This is a genomic window from Pantoea sp. y20 (assembly GCF_054903455.1).
The window spans coordinates 2,602,292-2,618,365 of the sequence record NZ_CM142816.1; the positions used below are offsets into that span (position 1 = coordinate 2,602,292).

Consider the following 16,074-nt stretch of genomic DNA (forward strand, 5'->3'; position numbering starts at 1 on the left):
CTCGGTGTCCCCCTCCTCGGTCCTCCCCCACAAGTGGGGGAGGAAGATGCTGCAAAATGTGAGTGTGGAAGCTGCATGTGGCAGCGTCTCCTTCCCCCACTTGTGGGGGAAGGCCGGGATGGGGGACAGCCAGCACAGTCTGGGACAGCAAGCACGGTCTAAAACAGCCAGCACCTTGTTACTCAACCCACGTGATGCCGCGTCCGGTACTTATCGATCAACACCGCGATAATGATCACCGCGCCCTTAATCACTAACTGCCAGAAATAGGAGACGCCCATTAGCGTCATCCCGTTATTCAGCGTGGCGATAATCAGCGCACCAATCAGCGTGCCGGTGATGGTGCCGATGCCGCCGACAAAGCTGGTGCCACCGAGGATCACCGCCGCTATCGCATCCAGCTCGTAACCGACGCCAAGGTTGCCGTTGGCGCTGTAGAGCCGCGAGGCGCTCATCAATCCGGCCAGCCCCGACAGCAAGCCGCTCATGGCGTAGACAAACAGCAGCACCACGCTGACTTTGATGCCGGTCAGGCGCGCCGCCTGCACGTTGCCGCCAACGGCATAAATGTGTACGCCTAAGGTAGTGCGGCGCAGAATGAACCAGCACAGCGCGATCACCGCAAAGGCGATGATGATCAGCCACGGCACCGGCCCGAGATAGCCGTTGCCTATCCACTCAAAGTTGATGTCGGAGTTGATCACCGTGGTGCCGTTGGCCAGCAGATAAGCCGCGCCGCGCATCGCGGTGTAGGTACCAAGCGTGACAATAAAGGGCGGCAGCCCCGCCCACGCCACCAGAATGCCGTTGAATAACCCCATAATCAGCCCGGCACCTAACGCCGCCGGGATCGTCAGTGACGCAAATGCCGGATCGAGCGACACCGCCATCGCCACCACCGCCGTGGTGCCGAGCATCGAGCCGACCGACAAATCAATGCCGCCAGTGAGAATGACAAAGGTCATGCCCGCCGCCAGCACGATGTTGATCGAGGCCTGACGCGTAATGTTGAGCAGATTGCCCTCGGTGAAGAAGTTCGGCGTGACAAAGCCGAACACCGCCACGATCAGGATCAGAATCGGCAGGATGCCGACGGTTTGCAGCAGGTCACTCATTAACGCGCGCTTGAGGGTGGGACTTTTTACGCGTGCGGATTCACTGGTCATTGCGCTCTCCTCAGGCCTGAACCGGCTGCGCGCCGGTGGCCAGTGTCATAATGTTTTCCTGGCTAATCTCTGCCCCACTCAACTCACCGGCGATGGCGCCTTCACGCATCACATAGACGCGGTCGCTCATGCCCACCACTTCCGGTAACTCGCTGGAGATCATTAAAATCGCCACGCCCTGCTGCGCCATCTGCTGCATCATGCGGTAGATTTCGCTCTTGGCGCCGACATCAACGCCGCGCGTCGGCTCATCAAGAATCAGGATGCGCGGCGCAATCGCCACCCAGCGTGATATCAGCAGCTTCTGCTGATTGCCGCCGGACAAGCCGCCCGCGCGCACCTGCGCATGCGGCACGCGGATGTTCAGCGCATCAATCGCCTCGCTGGCAATCTTCTGCCCTTTGCGCCGATTGAGCAGGCCGTAGCTGGCGTCGCGTTCCAGCGTCGCCATCACAATGTTGTCCTGCGCCGCCAGTTCGAGGAACAAACCCTGCTCTTTGCGGTTTTCGGTGAGAAAACCGATGCCGCGTGCGATGGCGTCGCGCGGCGAGTGAATCTGCACTTTCACGCCGTCGATCCAGATCTCACCGCCGCTCGGTTGATGCACACCAAAAATCAGCTGCGCTAGTTCGCTGCGCCCGGCGCCGACCAGCCCCGCCAGCCCGACAATCTCGCCGGCACGCACCGACAGGCAGCTGGGACGCACTTTGTGTTTGTCGCACAGGTGATTGACGGCGAGACGGATATCGCCGAGCGGAATGTTGCGGTCTTTGTTGAACAGATCGCTGAGCGGCCGCCCGACCATCATGCGCACCAGCTCGCTGGCGTTAAGCTGCTCGCGCGTCAGGCTACCGACGTACTGCCCGTCACGCAGCACGCTCACGCGATCCGACAGCTCATACACTTCCGCCATGCGATGGCTGATGTAGATGATCGCCATACCTTCGCTGCGCAGCCGTTTAATCAGCGCAAACAGCTGCTCGGTTTCACGGTTCGAGAGTGCGGCAGTCGGCTCATCCATCACCAGAATGCGGCTGTTGCGGTGCAGCGCGCGGGCGATTTCCACCTGCTGCTGCTCGGCAATACTCAGGCGGCTCACCAGATCGGTGGCGCTGAACTGCGCACCCAGGCGATCAATCACCCGCTGCGCCTCTTCCGCCATCTGGCGACGCTTCACCAGGCCTCCACGCGTGATTTCACTGCCGAGAAAGATGTTCTCCGCCACCGTCAAATTGGGTGCCAGATTGATCTCCTGATAAATCAGGGTGATGCCCGCCGCCAACGCCTCTTTTGGGCCTTTTATGACATACGGCTGGCCGTCGATAAGAATTTCCCCGCTGCTGGCGGTATAGGCGCCGGCCAGAATTTTCATCAAAGTACTTTTGCCCGCGCCGTTTTCGCCCATCAGCGCATGCACTTCACCGGGCCAGACCGTGAGATCGACGCCCTTGAGCGCATAGAAGTTGCCGAAGCGTCGGGTGATTCCCCGCATGGAGAGTATCGGTGTGGCATCCATTTACAGACTCCTGCTGGCAAAGGTTGCAGCGAGTAAAACCTGCTTAGATAAATGGAAAATGTCAGCGGCCATTCATATTTGTCATATTTCGCCCCGATCGCGCTTCTATACTCGCCAGCAGTTGAGCGGTAAGGAGTGGCAGCTATGAGTCACAGTCTGCACTGGCACGCGGGCGCGCGCAGTCGCCTGCTGCTGTTTAATCTGCTGGTGATGTCAGTGACGCTGGCGGTGAGCCTGGTCGCGATTTTTGGATTTCGCCACGCAGGTCACATTCAGGAACAGGCGCAGGCACAAACGCTGGCCGATATGAACGGCAGCCTGGCGCTGGCGCGCGACACCGCCAATGTGGCCATTGCGGCGGTGCGGTTATCGCAGGTGGTCGGCGCGCTGGAGTATCAGAGCGAATCGGCGCGCCTGCAGCAAACGCAGCGGGAACTGCAACAGTCGCTGAGCTTGCTGGCAAGTGCGCCGCTGGCGGCACAGCAGCCGCAGCTGCTAGCGCGTATTCGTGAGCGCAGCCAGACGCTGGAACAAACCATTAATCAATTGCTGCGCGCCGGGCATCAGCGCCATCTGCAGCGCAACGTGATGCTGAGCGGCTTGTGGCAATCGCAGCTGTTACTCAATCGCATTGACCTGCTTACGCGCACCGATTCCCCTTCTGCCGCGCTGCGTCAGCAAACCCACAGCTTATTCAGCGTGGCGATTCAATCCAGCGCGCCACAGGCCGCGGTGCAGCAGCTGCAATCGGTGCTGCGTCAGTGGCAAGGGTTAAGGCTCAACGGCGCGCTGAATACCCAGGTGCAGCGGCTGATCGCCACCAGCACGGATTTGCAGCCGGTGGCGCAGCAGCTGGAGCAGAGTGATATCGCCATCGCCTACGCGACTTATCGCATCAAAGCGCTGGTGGCGATGCTCAACGATGACATCACCCATTACGTGCAGCTGGTGGCGCAACAGAGTGACGCACGCAGCGCGGTGACGCATGAAGAGCTGGATTCGATCATCGGCTTTATCGGCCTGTTTATGTTGCTGGCGCTGCTGATCACCGGTTACGCCGGTTACTACATTTACCGCAATCTCGGTTCGAGTCTGACCGCCATCGCCCACGCCATGACGCGGCTGGCGCAGGGTGAAAAGAGCGTCAACGTGCCGGGCCTGGCGCGGCGCGATGAGCTGGGCGATCTGGCGCGCGCCTTTAACGTGTTTGCCCGCAATACGGCGTCGCTGGCGCACACTTCGCGCCTGCTAAAAGAGAAAAGCAACCAGCTGGAATCGACCTTTCTCGCCATGCGCGACGGCTTTGCGCTGTTCGATAATAGCGGTCAGCTGGTGGTGTGGAATGCGCAATATGCCGAGCTGCTCGGCATCGCGCCGCGCGAACTGCACCGCGGTTTGCACTATCAGCAGCTATTAAAACGCGTTGATGTCGAGCTCAACGGATTAGCCGATGCGCAGGAAGTGCGGCTGGCGGATGGACGCACGCTGGAGTTGCGCTTCAGTCCGGTGCCACGGCGCGGCATGGTGAATACCGTGCTGGAACGCACCACGCGCAAGGCGCTGGAGGAAGCGCTGCTGCACAGCCAGAAGATGAAAGCGGTGGGACAGCTGACCGGCGGACTGGCGCACGACTTCAATAATCTGCTGGCGGTGATCATTGGCAGCCTGGCGTTAACCGTCGATCAGCTGCCGCCCGGCACGCTCGCCAGCCGCATCGAACGCGCGCGTCAGGCCGCCGACCGTGCGGCGCAGCTGACGCAGCGCTTGCTGGCCTTCTCACGTAAGCAGGCGCTCTATCCGCGCGCGGTGTCGGTGGTGGAGCTGGTGGATAATCTGCATTCGCTGCTGCAGCACGCGCTGCTGCCCGGCCAGCAACTGGTGATCGATGCGCAGCGACCCGGCTGGCCAGCGTGGATCGATGCCGGACAGCTGGAGAACGCGCTGATCAATCTGGTGGTCAACGCGCGCGATGCCATGGCTCAGCAGAGCGGCGAAATCCGCCTGCGTATCTGGAATCAGCGTAAACAGGAAGCCGACGGCAAGCGCGATCGCGTTACCATTGAAGTGATCGATCACGGCTGCGGCATGTCGGCCGAGGTGCGTGAACAGGTGTTTGAGCCGTTCTTCACCACCAAAGCCATCGGCAGCGGCAGCGGTTTGGGCTTATCAATGGTGTATGGCTTTGTGCGGCAATCCGGCGGCCAGATTGAGCTGGAAACCGCGCCAGGACAAGGCACCACCGTGCGGCTGTTATTACCGCGCGCGCCCGAAGCGGCGCAACCGCTCAGCGTGCCGCCGCCGCTGGTACCGCAGGCCAGCAACGATCGGCTGGTGTTGGTGCTGGATGATGAACCGACGGTGCGACAAACGCTGTGCGAACATCTGCATCAACTGGGTTATCTGACGCTGGAGTGTGGCGACGGCGAAAGCGCGCTGAGGCTGCTGCGACAGACGCCGGATATCGATCTGTTAATCAGTGATTTGATGCTGCCGGGCGGCATTAACGGCGCGGATGTGATTCGCCAGGCGCAGGCGCAGTGGCCGCATCTGGCAACGGTGTTGATCAGCGGCCAGGATCTGCGCCAGACGCAGGTGACGCTGCCGCTGTGTGAGCGGCTGGCGAAACCCTGGCATCAGGCGCAGCTGGTGCAGGCGCTGGAACGCGCCTGGCAGCGCAGTGAACGGCTCAGTCGCGCGCGGCAGGCTGCCACAACGGCACCCCTTTCCCCGTGATGTAACGTTTACGCAGCTTGCTGGAGACCACATCCATGATCATCACCACCGCCACCAGAATCAGGGTCAGGAACATCACCACATCCCAGTTCCATAAACGCATGTTCTCGGCATACACCAGGCCGACGCCGCCCGCGCCAACAAAGCCCAGCACCGCTGCGGAGCGGGTGTTGGACTCAATCTGATACAGGCTGAGCGCGAGGAAGGTCGGGAACGATTGGGTGAAAATGCCGTAGCGATGTTTTTGCAGGCTGTTCGCGCCCACTGCGCTAAGGCCGCGACTCGGCGAACGCTCCACCGCTTCGTGCCCTTCGGCGTAGAGTTTGCCGAGCAGGCCGACATCCTGCATCACGATCGCCAGCACGCCGGCCAGCGGTCCCATGCCGACGGCGCGCACGAAGATCAGCCCCCAAATCGCCATGTCGATGCCGCGCAGCACATCCAGTACGCGACGCACCACCAGCGCAATCGGACGCGTCAGCGGATCGTGCATCACGTTATGTGCCGCCAGGAACGAGACCGGCAAGGCGATCAGTGACGCGGTCAGCGTGCCGGAAAACACAATCGCCAGCGTAATCCCGACCTGCGTGAAGTAGTAAGCAAACGGCCAGTTGAGGAAGTCCTGCCAGACAAACATACGCAGGAAATAGCGGCTGAGCTGCTGGCAGCCGATGAGAAAACGGCTCCACTCAATGCCAAAGAACTCGAAAAAGAACAGGTAATAGAGCGCGATGGCCAGCGCCACCAGCGCAACGCGGCGCAGATAGCGATTTTGCGCAGCAAACAGGGCGGCATGCTCCTGCTTGAGTTTGGCGACATCCGGCGCTAAGGCGATCATGATACGTCTCCTTCCACTACGCGGCGACGCAGCCAGCCGGACAGCGTATCCAGCAGCGACACCACCACAATGATCAGCAACAGCGTGATGCTGACCTGATCGTAACGATCGAGTTTGATATTGGTCATCAGCTCTTGCCCGATACCGCCCGCACCGACCAACCCGAGGATGGTGGAGGAACGGAAGTTGATCTCCAGACGCATAAAGCTGTAGGAGAGAAACGTTGGTTTGACCTGCGGCCAGAAGGCAAAGCGCATGCGCTGCAGTTTGCTGGCACCGCACGCCGCGAGGCCGCGCACCGGTTTATCCGAGGCGCTCTCAATCGCTTCGTAGAACAGTTTGGTCAGGCTACCGACGGTGTGCAGCGCCAGGGCGAGGAAGCCGGGAATGGCCCCAATGCCAAACGCCATCACGAACATCACCGCCCACGCCAGTTCGGGCATGGTGCGCAGGAAGGCGACAAACGCGCGGATCGCCATGCGCAGGCTGCGCGGTGTTTGGGTGTTGTCGGCGGCGAAGAACGCCAGCACGCCAGCCACCGCCACCGCTATGATGGTGGACGACAGCGCCAGCTGGAGCGTTTCCCAGATCAGCGGCAGCTGGTAGTGCAGGCGATAGCCCCAATAGGCCAGCGAACCCTCGGTTTTGCCATCGGCGAACAGCAGCGGGAGATGCAGCACCGGCAGCGTTTCGCCAATGTAATCGAAAAAGTGTGGCATCGACTGCCAGACGGTGAGCAGGTTAAATTCCGCCATCTTGCCCGCGGCCAGATAGAGCGCCAGTAACAGCAGCGACCACAGCAGCGAGTCGCGCTTTTGCTGGCGGCGGATGCGTTGGTAGTAGTGTTCGAAATCGGTCAAGGGGGGATTCCTGTTGGTTGGGAGGGTTCGTGCTGGATGGTGCTCGCGGGATGGTGCTCGCTGTCCCCCATCCCGGCCTTCCCCCACAAGTGGGGGAAGGAGATGCTGCCACATGCGACTTCAGAGCTGCATTTTGCACCCTCTTCCTCCCCCACTTGTGGGGGAGGACCGAGGAGGGGGACAGCGAGCACCGACCGAGGAAGGTGACAGCAAGCACCCCAACTAAATTAACCGCGCGTACCCTTCATCAAATCACGCTTCATATCGATGATATTCTGGTAATCCGCCACGGTAGCCGGGCCGATGTGCTGGGCACCGCCAACCGCTTTAACAAAGCAGCCGTGATCTTCTTTATCCAGTTTCTTGATGGTGGCCACCACTTTCGCTTTGAAGTCAGCGGGCAGATTGTTGCTCACCAGAATCGGACCGTTCGGGATCAGCGGCGATTGCCAGATAATGCGGATCTGCTTCATCAGATCCGGATGATCCATACGAATTAAACGACCAAAGGCACCCGAGGTATAACCGGTTTCGCGGTCACCAATCAGCGACGTCCAGGTTACTGCGCCTTCGAACTGGCCGTTCAGCACGCCGAGGATGTCCTGCTCGTGACCGCCGGAGAAGGTGACGCTGGAGAAGGTGTTGTTGTACTTATCGTCCACCGTGCCGCCAAACTCTTTCTTGAACGCCTGGTTCGGCATCAGGAAGCCGGAAGTGGAATCCGGATCGGCCATGCCGAACGATTTGCCTTTCAGGTCTTCCAGCTTTTGGTACGGGCTGTCGGCTTTCACGATCACCACTGAGTGATAACCCTGCGAACCGTCTTTGTCGTCCACCACGATGCCCACCACATCCACCGCTTTCGGGTTCTGCAGGTAAACCGAGGCAAACGAGGCTGGCGACATGCTCAGCACCAGGTCAATTTTGTTGCCCAGCAAGCCCTGAATCACGCCTGAATAGTCAGACGAGTTGCGCAGTTTGGTCTCCACCTGCAGCTCTTTATCGAAGAAATCTTTCACGCATTGGTTATCACCAATCTGCTGCGTGGCGTTCTGGCCGCCAAGAATCCCGAGGTTCAACTCTTTTGGTGCATCCGCTGCGTTTGCGCCAAATGCCATCGCAATAGTCAGTAAAGCTAAAGAAGTCAGTTTCATTCTTAGGTTTTCTCTTGCCGTGGGAGTTAGTGGAGTTGGTTAATTTCGTCGCCGTACAGCTCATGCATCAGGCCGTCGGTCAACCGGGAAGGATGTCCATCAAACAGCACTTTGCCGCGCTGAATACCGATCACGCGGGTGCAGTAGCTTTTTACCAATTCAATTGAGTGCAGGTTCACCATTACGCTGATGCCCTGCTCGCTCACCTGACGCAGCACGTCCATGATGCGCTTGGTGTTTTTCGGATCGAGTGACGCCACCGGTTCGTCGGCCAGCAGGATGCGCGGGTTCTGCATCAGCGCCCGGCAAATCGCCACGCGCTGCATCTGGCCGCCAGAGAGATTTTCCGCACGCTGCAGCGCCTGCGGCAACATGTTCATCCACTGCAGCAGTTCGATAGCGCGGGCGCGGTCGGTTGCGGAGAAGACTTTGAAGAACGATTTTAGCGTCGAGGTTTGGCTTAAACGACCGAGCAGCACGTTGGTCAGCACGTCGAGGCGCGGCACCAGACAGAAGTCCTGGAAGATCATGCCGCATTCGCTGCGCCACTCACGCATCTGGCGGCTGTTCAGCGTCACCACATCGCGATCCACTTCGCCGTGACGATTGCTAAGGATCGCGCCCTGCGAAGCGCCGATCGTGCCGTTGAGCATGTGTAACAGTGTCGATTTGCCTGCGCCCGAGCGGCCAATCACCGCCACCAGCTCGCCCGCATGCAGATCGAAGCTGACATTATCCAGCACCTGGTTGGCACCGTACGCTTTGCACAATCCCTGCACCGACAGCACCTTGTTGCCCTGCCCGCTAACGTGCGGGAAGGGATTGTCGACAACGGTTTTCAGTAATGCCTGTGCCATGTTGCACTCCATCTCTTCTGAGCTGTTAATTGCACGCTATTACGGGCAAAACGGATGAAAGCTTGATGACAGTAAAATGATTAAACGGTGACAGCGGCTGGATCGGTCAGCAACTGGCGCAGCGTTAGCAGTGTTTCGCTCAACGCACCATCATTATTCAATGCATAACAGTGCGCGGGCAGCGGTTCGGCGGCACGCGCCAGCCGTTGCGCGATCTCCGCTTCTGTTTCGCGCCCACGCTGCCGCAAACGCGCCTCCAGCACCGCTGGTGAAACCTGCAATACCAGCGGCAGCAGCTGCGTGCCGTAATGCTGCTGCACCATCGGCAGATGCAGGCGCGAACCGTTCACCAGCACGTTCATTCCGCGCGCCAGCCACAGATCGATCTCCTCGCCCAGCCCGTAATACATGCCGTGCGCCTGCCAGCTGACGGCGAACAACCCCAGCGCCTCGCGCCGTCGAAACTCGGCTTCGCTTAGCGCCACATGGTTCTCGCCACCCGCATCGGCGGCGCGCGTAATGTAGCGATGGGCGATCAGCAGATTCTCCGGCGGCGCTTCGCGCAGCGCGTTCAGCAGGCTGTCTTTGCCCGCGCCCGAAGGCCCGGTAAGCCAGATCAGGCGCGCCATCAGAACACCCGCTTGCCTTGCGACCAGACGTGACGAATGTGCGAATGACCATGATCGGTATGCACCAGCACCAAATCGGCACGCAGTCCTTCGGAGATGCGCCCGCGATCCTGCAGGCCAATTGCCCGCGCCGGATTGTGGGTCACCAGCGCGGCCGCCTGCGGCAGCGTCAGCGTGTTGCGCTCATCGGCCACCAGCCGAAACACCGCGTCGAGCAAGCTGGCGGGATAGTAGTCGGAGGAGAGAATATCCAACAGGCCGTGGCTGGCGAGTTCTGCCGCCGCCACGTTGCCGGAGTGCGAACCGCCGCGCACGATGTTGGGCGCGCCCATCAGCACCTGCATGCCGCAGTCGCGTGATGCGCGTGCCGCCTCCAGCGTGGTGGGGAATTCGGCGATGGCGCTGCCGACTTCATGGGATTCGGCAACGTGCGCCGCCGTTGCATCATCGTGGCTGGCCAGCGGAATGCCGCGTGAACGGCACAAGCTGGCGATGGCGTTGCGGTTAGGCGTGGAGAACTCGGCGGCCAGCGCCAGCTGCTCACGCTCAAACTGATCCATCTGCTCGTCGTTGAGCTGATATTTGCCCTGATAATAGGTGCGATACATCTCCAGCGAGGCGTACTGGCGCTGGCCCGGCGAGTGATCCATCAGCGACACCAGCGACAGCTCCGGCGTGTTGATCAGCGCTTCGAACAGCGGCAGCGTGGTGTTGTGCGGCAGCTCGCAGCGCAGATGCAAATGGTGATCGGCGCGGTTAATCCCTTTGCGATTGCTGTCCTGAATCGCGTCGATCATTTTGGTGAGATTATCCAGACGATGGCCGCCATCGCGGACGTCGCCGACGCCAATCGCATCCAGCACCGTGGTGATGCCGCTGGCGGCCATCAGCGCATCGTGGCTGCTCATCGCCGAATAGGCGGGCCAATCCACCTTCGGACGTGGCGCAAAGAACTTGTCGAGGTTATCGGTGTGCAGCTCCACCAAACCCGGCAGCAGGAAGGCGTTTTCGCCATCCAGCGCGCCCGGCTGTTGGCTGACGCTGTCGCTAAAGCTGGCGATGCACCCGTCACGGATTTCCAGCGATCCCGTTACCACTTCGTTTTCCAGCACCAGCTGGACGTTGTTGACGATCATGCTTCTGCTCCTGCTTGCATTGGCTGCATGACGTGCAGGCGATCGGCCACGCGTGCGCGCACCGCTTCGTCATGGAAAATACCGACAATGGCGACACCGCGGGCGCGCGCCTGTTCAATCAGTTCCACCACCGCAGCGCTGTTGGCGCTGTCGAGCGAGGCGGTTGGCTCATCCAGCAGCAGCACCGGATAGTCGGCGATAAAGCCGCGTGCGATGTTAACGCGCTGCTGTTCGCCGCCGGAGAAGGTGGACGGCGCCAGTGACCATAAACGCTCCGGCACGTTGAGGCGCGTCAGCAGCTCTTTGGCGCGCTTTTCGCAGAAGGCGCGCTCGGTGCCGCGCTCCAGCAGCGGCTGCATCACGATCTCCAGCGTGGGCACGCGTGGGATGACACGCAAAAACTGGCTGACCCAGCCGACGGTGTGGCGGCGAATCGCCAGAATCTGGCGGGCGGGCGCGTTGGCCATGTCGATCCATTCGCCCTGATGTTGCAGCCAGATGTGACCGCTGTTGGCCTGATAGTTGCCGTACAGCGCGCGCAGCAGCGTGGATTTGCCGCTGCCGGAGCGGCCATGCAGCACCACGCATTCGCCGCCGCTGACGTCAAGATTGGCGTCCTGCAATACCGGCAGCGCGGCGCCGCTTTGGTTGTGCAGCACAAAGGTTTTGCTCAGATGCTCTACGCGCAATAAAGATTGCATAGTGATGTCCGCCATTAGTTAAGCACCGATGAAACCAGCAGCTGCGTATACGGATGATGCGGATCGTCCAGCACCCGGTCGGTCAATCCGCTCTCCACCACGCGCCCCTGCTTCATCACCAGCAGGCGATGCGCCAGCAAACGCGCCACGCCGAGATCGTGCGTTACAATTACCACCGCCAGATTCAGCTCACGTACCAGCGTGCGCAGCAGATCCAGCAGGCGCGCCTGCACCGACACATCCAGCCCGCCGGTTGGCTCATCCATAAACACCAGCGTCGGCTGCGTCACCAGGTTGCGCGCAATCTGTAAACGCTGCTGCATGCCGCCCGAAAAGGTGGTGGGCAGATCATCGATGCGATTGGCGGGGATCTCCACATCCTGCAGCCAGCGCATCGCCTCTTGACGAATATCACCGTAATGCCGCTGGCCTACCGCCATCAGCCGCTCGCCGATGTTGCCGCCCGCCGTGACTTGCGGACGCAAACCATCCAGCGGATGCTGATGCACCACGCCCCATTCGGTGCGCAGCAAGCGGCGGCGATCGCTCTCGCTCAGCTGATAGAGATCCTGCGCGCGATAGAGAATGTTGCCCTGCTGCGGCGCTAAGCGTGCCGACAGGCTGCGCAGCAAGGTGGTTTTGCCCGATCCGGATTCCCCAACAATGCCTAACACTTCGCCAGGATAGAGTTCAAAACTCACCTCTTCAAACCCTTTGCCGGGCGCGTAAAGGTGGGTGAGATGGTTGACCGCAAGCAGCGGCTGTTCACTGTGCATGCTGTTGTTCCTGCTGCTGGTGGCAAAAATCGGTATCGGAGCAGACAAACATGCGCGTACCGGCGTCATCCATCACCACCTCGTCGAGGTAGCTGTGGCGCGAACCGCACAGCGCGCAGGGTTCTTCCCACTGCTGCACGCTGAACGGGTGATCGTCGAAGTCGAGGCTTTCCACTTTGGTATACGGCGGCAGCGCATAGATGCGTTTCTCACGTCCGGCACCAAACAGCTGCAGCGCCGGCATCATGTGCATTTTGGGGTTGTCGAATTTGGGGATCGGCGATGGATCCATCACGTAGCGATCGTTGACCTTCACCGGATAGGCATAGGTGGTGGCGATATGGCCGTAGCGGGCGATATCTTCATACAGTTTCACTTGCATGATGCCGTACTCCTCCAGCGCGTGCATGGTGCGGGTTTCGGTCTCGCGCGGCTCGATAAAGCGCAGCGGCTCGGGGATCGGCACCTGGAAAATCAAAATCTGGTCTTCTTCGAGCGGTGTTTCCGGAATGCGGTGACGCGTCTGGATCAGCGTGGCATCACGGGTCGCTTCGGTGGTGGCCGCGCCGCTGACGCGCTGGAAGAAGCGACGAATGGATACCGCGTTGGTGGTGTCATCCGCGCCCTGATCGATCACTTTCAACACATCGGCATCGCCAATAATACTGGCGGTGATCTGAATGCCGCCGGTGCCCCAACCGTAAGGCATCGGCATTTCGCGTCCGGCGAACGGTACCTGATAACCGGGAATCGCCACCGCCTTCAGAATGGCGCGGCGGATGGTGCGTTTGGTCTGCTCATCCAGATAACCGTTGTTGTAGCCGGTTAACTCACTCATGGTTCTGCTCCTGATGCGGTTGGCGCAGTTGTTTCAGCAGCTCAAGCTCCGCCTGGAAATCGACGTAGTGCGGCAGTTTCAGATGCGAGACAAAGCCCGCCGCTTCGACGTTGTCGGCATGCGACAGCACAAACTCTTCATCCTGCGCCGGGCCGGCAATGCGTTCGTGGTACTCCGGCGCCTGCAGCGCGCGATCCACCAGCGCCATCGCCATCGCTTTGCGCTCGGAACGGCCAAACACCAAACCGTAACCGCGCGTAAAGTGCGGCGCGCTGTCGGTTTCGGTGGTGAAGCCATTCACCATCTCGCATTCGGTCAGCAGGATTTCGCCAATCTCAATCTCAAAGCCCAACTCTTCCGGGCAGATCGACACGCTGAGATAACCGGTACGAATTTCACCGGCGAACGGATGGTTCCGGCCGTAGCCGCGCTGCGTCGAGTAGCCGAGCGCCAGCAGAAAACCTTCGTCGCCGCGCACCAGCTGTTGCAGCCGTGCGGCGCGCGTGGCCGGATAGCCTGGCGGTTCACGGGTGATGTCGCACGGCTCGCTGCCGTCATCCTCTTCGCGTGCCGCCAAGCCTTCAGCCGTCATCATGCTGAACACGTGCGGACAACGTTGTGGCAGCGCCTGATCGTCACGCGGCGCGGCGGGCGTTTCGCCATTCGCCAGCAGGGTGAAATCGAGCAGACGATGGCTGTAATCGTAGGTTGGGCCGAGCACCTGGCCGCCCGGCAAATCCTTGTAAACCGCTGAGATGCGGCGTTCGAGGCGCATCTCATCGGTTGCCAGCGCCAGGCTATCGGCGAGGCGCGGCAGCGTGGTGCGATAGGCGCGTAGCAGGAAAATCGCTTCCACCAGATCGCCGCTCGCCTGTTTAATTGCTAAAGCCGCCAGCTGCGGATCGTAGATGCCGCCTTCGGTCATCACGCGATCGACAGCTAAACCCAACTGTTGCGCCACCTGATCGCAACCCAATTCGGCGACCTCGCGATCGCCACGACGCAGATCGGCCTGCAGCTGATGGGCGCTGGCTATCGCCTTTTCGCCCCCTTTGACCGCAACGTACATCAGCACACCTCCACGTCGGTGGTGCGTGGCAGCGCCATCATCGCTTCACCGCAGGTGAAAATCAGATCCACACCTTGCGGGAACGGATGCGGACGCTCACGCAGATAGTGCAGAATCGCTTCCGGCAGCTGCGGCGCAATGGCGCGCGGCTCACGTAAACCGGGACCCGACAGGCGCAGCGTTAAGCCACCGCTCAGTGACGGCACTTCCACAATCAGCGTGGTGCTTTTTTCCGGGGACATGTTGTCGCCAGAAGCAAACAGCGCCGGATCGGGATTGGCCGCCGCGTGCGTCAGCGCAAAGGGGGCATCGCGCTCATCGACAATCGGCACGCCAGTGTGGAAACGCAGGTTGCTGCGTACCACGTCATTATCGATGCGGCCATCCAGCCACAGCGCGCTCTCCTGATCGACCAGCGTCAGCAGCACCGCCGTGGCCGCCGGCGAGAGATCGCCCCAGCCCTGTTGCAGCGGCAGCGATACCATCACACCCGGCTCGCTCATCGCTTTGAGGATGCGGCGGAAAGCTCGTTGGGCATCGGCCACCGGATGGGTAAAACTTGCCAGTAAAGTCATCAGTTATCTCCGCGAACCAGCGTAAAGAAATCCACTTTGGAGCTGGCGATTTCACGCGCACGCAGCTGTCGCTGCTCTTCACGCAGAGCCGCCAGCGGGGCAATCAATTTTTCCTGCAACAGCGCCTGGGTTTCCGGCTGTTGCAGCAGCGCATCAATCAGCGCGCAGCGTTCGGCGTGCGCTTTGTCGCGCCCCAGCACGTAGCTAAAGCCGAGCGTACCGTCGTGCAGCTTCACCACCGCACGCGTCACCGTGGCATCGCCCATCACGAAGCGCTTACCGCGGCCGCCCATGCGCGCCTGCAGGCGGGTTAAGCCGGTTTCTGCCGGACGGATGCGTTCAAAATCAGTATTGATATGTAACGGCTGCCAGTGCGCTTCAAGCTGGCTGGCTTCACTGTGCGCCAGCACCGAGAGCCAATGCTGGCGGGCGGTTTGCTGTGTCATTCGTGCTCCAGAGTCAGTTCAATCATGTCGCCACGCGTCAGACTGACGGAGTATTCCGCTACCTGACCGTCGCTGTGTTTATTCAGGGTGCGCACACACAGCAGCGGCGACTGCAGCGCAATCTCCAGCTGCTTGCACTCTTTGGCTTGTGCGCGACGCGTGCTGATACGGGTTTGGCTGCGCGTCAGGCTCAGGCCAAGCTGTTGCTGCATAAAGTCGTGCAGTGAACCGCTGTGGAACTGTTGCAGCGCCGGCCACCAACTGAGTTGCGCCAGGAAGTGGTTAATGACGCACACCGCCACGCCATTGACGCGGCGCAGCGTGCGCAAGTGGATAACGTTGTCGCCTTCGTTGACGCCCAGCGCGCTCGCCACATCGCTGCTCGCCGGACGCAACACCGCCAGCAGACGCTCGCTGGTGGGATGGCTGCCCTGCTCCATCAGGTTCTGGCTGAAGCGCGCCTGCGCATGCAGCGGATAATCGTACGGCCGCATCAGCACCAAAATGCCCACGCCGTGACGCCGTTGCAGCAGGCCTTTGTTGACCAGCTCATCCACCGCGCGCCGCAAGGTGTGACGATTCACTGCGTAGTGATCGGCCAGCTGCTGTTCAGAAGGCAGATAATCACCGCAGCGATAGCGCTCCTGCAGCGCCTGCTCCAGCTGGGCGGCAACGGCCTGATAAACAGTGGTCGGATGTCTGGATATCTCCATCACGCTCAATACCTCATTCGCATTGGTTGAGGAACGCAGCGGGCTTGCTGCGGGATGGCGATTACAT

At 60.7% G+C, this 16,074-nt stretch carries 16 protein-coding genes; 1 reads left to right on the forward strand and 15 read right to left on the reverse strand.

Features of this window, described 5'->3' with window-relative positions; genetic code table 11:
* Positions 1-182: 182 nt before the first annotated feature.
* Complete coding sequence (locus tag ACYAC5_RS12275; protein WP_101762809.1) at positions 183-1,166, reverse strand: ABC transporter permease subunit; 984 nt, start codon at positions 1,164-1,166, stop codon at positions 183-185.
* A gap of 10 nt (positions 1,167-1,176) precedes the next feature.
* The gene (locus ACYAC5_RS12280; RefSeq protein ID WP_462061822.1) at positions 1,177-2,682 is read right to left on the reverse strand and encodes a sugar ABC transporter ATP-binding protein; all 1,506 of its coding nucleotides are present in this window, start codon (positions 2,680-2,682) and stop codon (positions 1,177-1,179) included.
* A 144-nt stretch (positions 2,683-2,826) separates the two neighbouring features.
* Here ACYAC5_RS12280 and ACYAC5_RS12285 point away from each other — a divergent pair, with 144 nt between their 5' ends.
* Positions 2,827-5,415, forward strand: a complete 2,589-nt coding sequence (locus ACYAC5_RS12285) for an ATP-binding protein (protein ID WP_462061823.1) — start codon at positions 2,827-2,829, stop codon at positions 5,413-5,415.
* On the opposite strand, the gene phnE (ACYAC5_RS12290) is transcribed toward ACYAC5_RS12285, so the two are convergent.
* The 13 genes from phnE (ACYAC5_RS12290) to phnF form a co-directional block, all read right to left on the reverse strand.
* Positions 5,369-6,253 carry a phosphonate ABC transporter, permease protein PhnE gene (phnE, locus tag ACYAC5_RS12290; RefSeq protein WP_462061824.1) on the reverse strand — a complete coding sequence of 295 codons (885 nt, stop codon included), beginning with the start codon at positions 6,251-6,253 and terminating at the stop codon, positions 5,369-5,371. The two genes, ACYAC5_RS12285 and phnE (ACYAC5_RS12290), sit on opposite strands and share 47 nt — an antisense overlap.
* Positions 6,250-7,113: a phosphonate ABC transporter, permease protein PhnE gene (phnE, locus tag ACYAC5_RS12295; protein ID WP_277973761.1), complete on the reverse strand. Its 864-nt coding sequence runs from the start codon at positions 7,111-7,113 to the stop codon at positions 6,250-6,252. Before phnE (ACYAC5_RS12295) ends, phnE (ACYAC5_RS12290) begins: the two co-directional genes overlap by 4 nt.
* A 227-nt stretch (positions 7,114-7,340) precedes the next feature.
* A complete protein-coding gene (gene phnD, locus ACYAC5_RS12300) occupies positions 7,341-8,267 on the reverse strand; it encodes a phosphonate ABC transporter substrate-binding protein (RefSeq protein WP_210082084.1) in 927 nt (308 codons plus the stop codon).
* Positions 8,268-8,293: 26 nt separating this feature from the next.
* Positions 8,294-9,124 (reverse strand): phosphonate ABC transporter ATP-binding protein, encoded by an 831-nt coding sequence (phnC, locus tag ACYAC5_RS12305; protein ID WP_462061825.1) that lies wholly within the window; start codon positions 9,122-9,124, stop codon positions 8,294-8,296.
* An 80-nt stretch (positions 9,125-9,204) separates the two neighbouring features.
* Complete coding sequence (gene phnN / locus ACYAC5_RS12310; protein ID WP_137386065.1) at positions 9,205-9,753, reverse strand: ribose 1,5-bisphosphokinase; 549 nt, start codon at positions 9,751-9,753, stop codon at positions 9,205-9,207.
* On the reverse strand, positions 9,753-10,889 hold the full coding sequence (gene phnM, locus ACYAC5_RS12315; RefSeq protein WP_462061826.1) for an alpha-D-ribose 1-methylphosphonate 5-triphosphate diphosphatase: 1,137 nt from the start codon (positions 10,887-10,889) through the stop codon (positions 9,753-9,755). Before phnM ends, phnN begins: the two co-directional genes overlap by 1 nt.
* A complete protein-coding gene (gene phnL, locus ACYAC5_RS12320; protein ID WP_462061827.1) occupies positions 10,886-11,590 on the reverse strand; it encodes a phosphonate C-P lyase system protein PhnL in 705 nt (234 codons plus the stop codon). Before phnL ends, phnM begins: the two co-directional genes overlap by 4 nt.
* A 14-nt stretch (positions 11,591-11,604) precedes the next feature.
* The gene (gene phnK, locus ACYAC5_RS12325) at positions 11,605-12,366 is read right to left on the reverse strand and encodes a phosphonate C-P lyase system protein PhnK (RefSeq protein ID WP_101762819.1); all 762 of its coding nucleotides are present in this window, start codon (positions 12,364-12,366) and stop codon (positions 11,605-11,607) included.
* Positions 12,356-13,204, reverse strand: a complete 849-nt coding sequence (locus ACYAC5_RS12330; protein ID WP_008105508.1) for an alpha-D-ribose 1-methylphosphonate 5-phosphate C-P-lyase PhnJ — start codon at positions 13,202-13,204, stop codon at positions 12,356-12,358. Before ACYAC5_RS12330 ends, phnK begins: the two co-directional genes overlap by 11 nt.
* Positions 13,197-14,273 carry a carbon-phosphorus lyase complex subunit gene (locus ACYAC5_RS12335; protein ID WP_309834099.1) on the reverse strand — a complete coding sequence of 359 codons (1,077 nt, stop codon included), beginning with the start codon at positions 14,271-14,273 and terminating at the stop codon, positions 13,197-13,199. Before ACYAC5_RS12335 ends, ACYAC5_RS12330 begins: the two co-directional genes overlap by 8 nt.
* The gene (gene phnH, locus ACYAC5_RS12340; RefSeq protein ID WP_101762821.1) at positions 14,273-14,848 is read right to left on the reverse strand and encodes a phosphonate C-P lyase system protein PhnH; all 576 of its coding nucleotides are present in this window, start codon (positions 14,846-14,848) and stop codon (positions 14,273-14,275) included. The genes ACYAC5_RS12335 and phnH overlap by 1 nt, the downstream gene beginning before the upstream one ends.
* The gene (phnG, locus tag ACYAC5_RS12345) at positions 14,848-15,294 is read right to left on the reverse strand and encodes a phosphonate C-P lyase system protein PhnG (protein WP_462061828.1); all 447 of its coding nucleotides are present in this window, start codon (positions 15,292-15,294) and stop codon (positions 14,848-14,850) included. Before phnG ends, phnH begins: the two co-directional genes overlap by 1 nt.
* Positions 15,291-16,007 carry a phosphonate metabolism transcriptional regulator PhnF gene (gene phnF / locus ACYAC5_RS12350; RefSeq protein ID WP_192233472.1) on the reverse strand — a complete coding sequence of 239 codons (717 nt, stop codon included), beginning with the start codon at positions 16,005-16,007 and terminating at the stop codon, positions 15,291-15,293. Before phnF ends, phnG begins: the two co-directional genes overlap by 4 nt.
* Between the last annotated feature and the right edge of the window lie 67 nt (positions 16,008-16,074).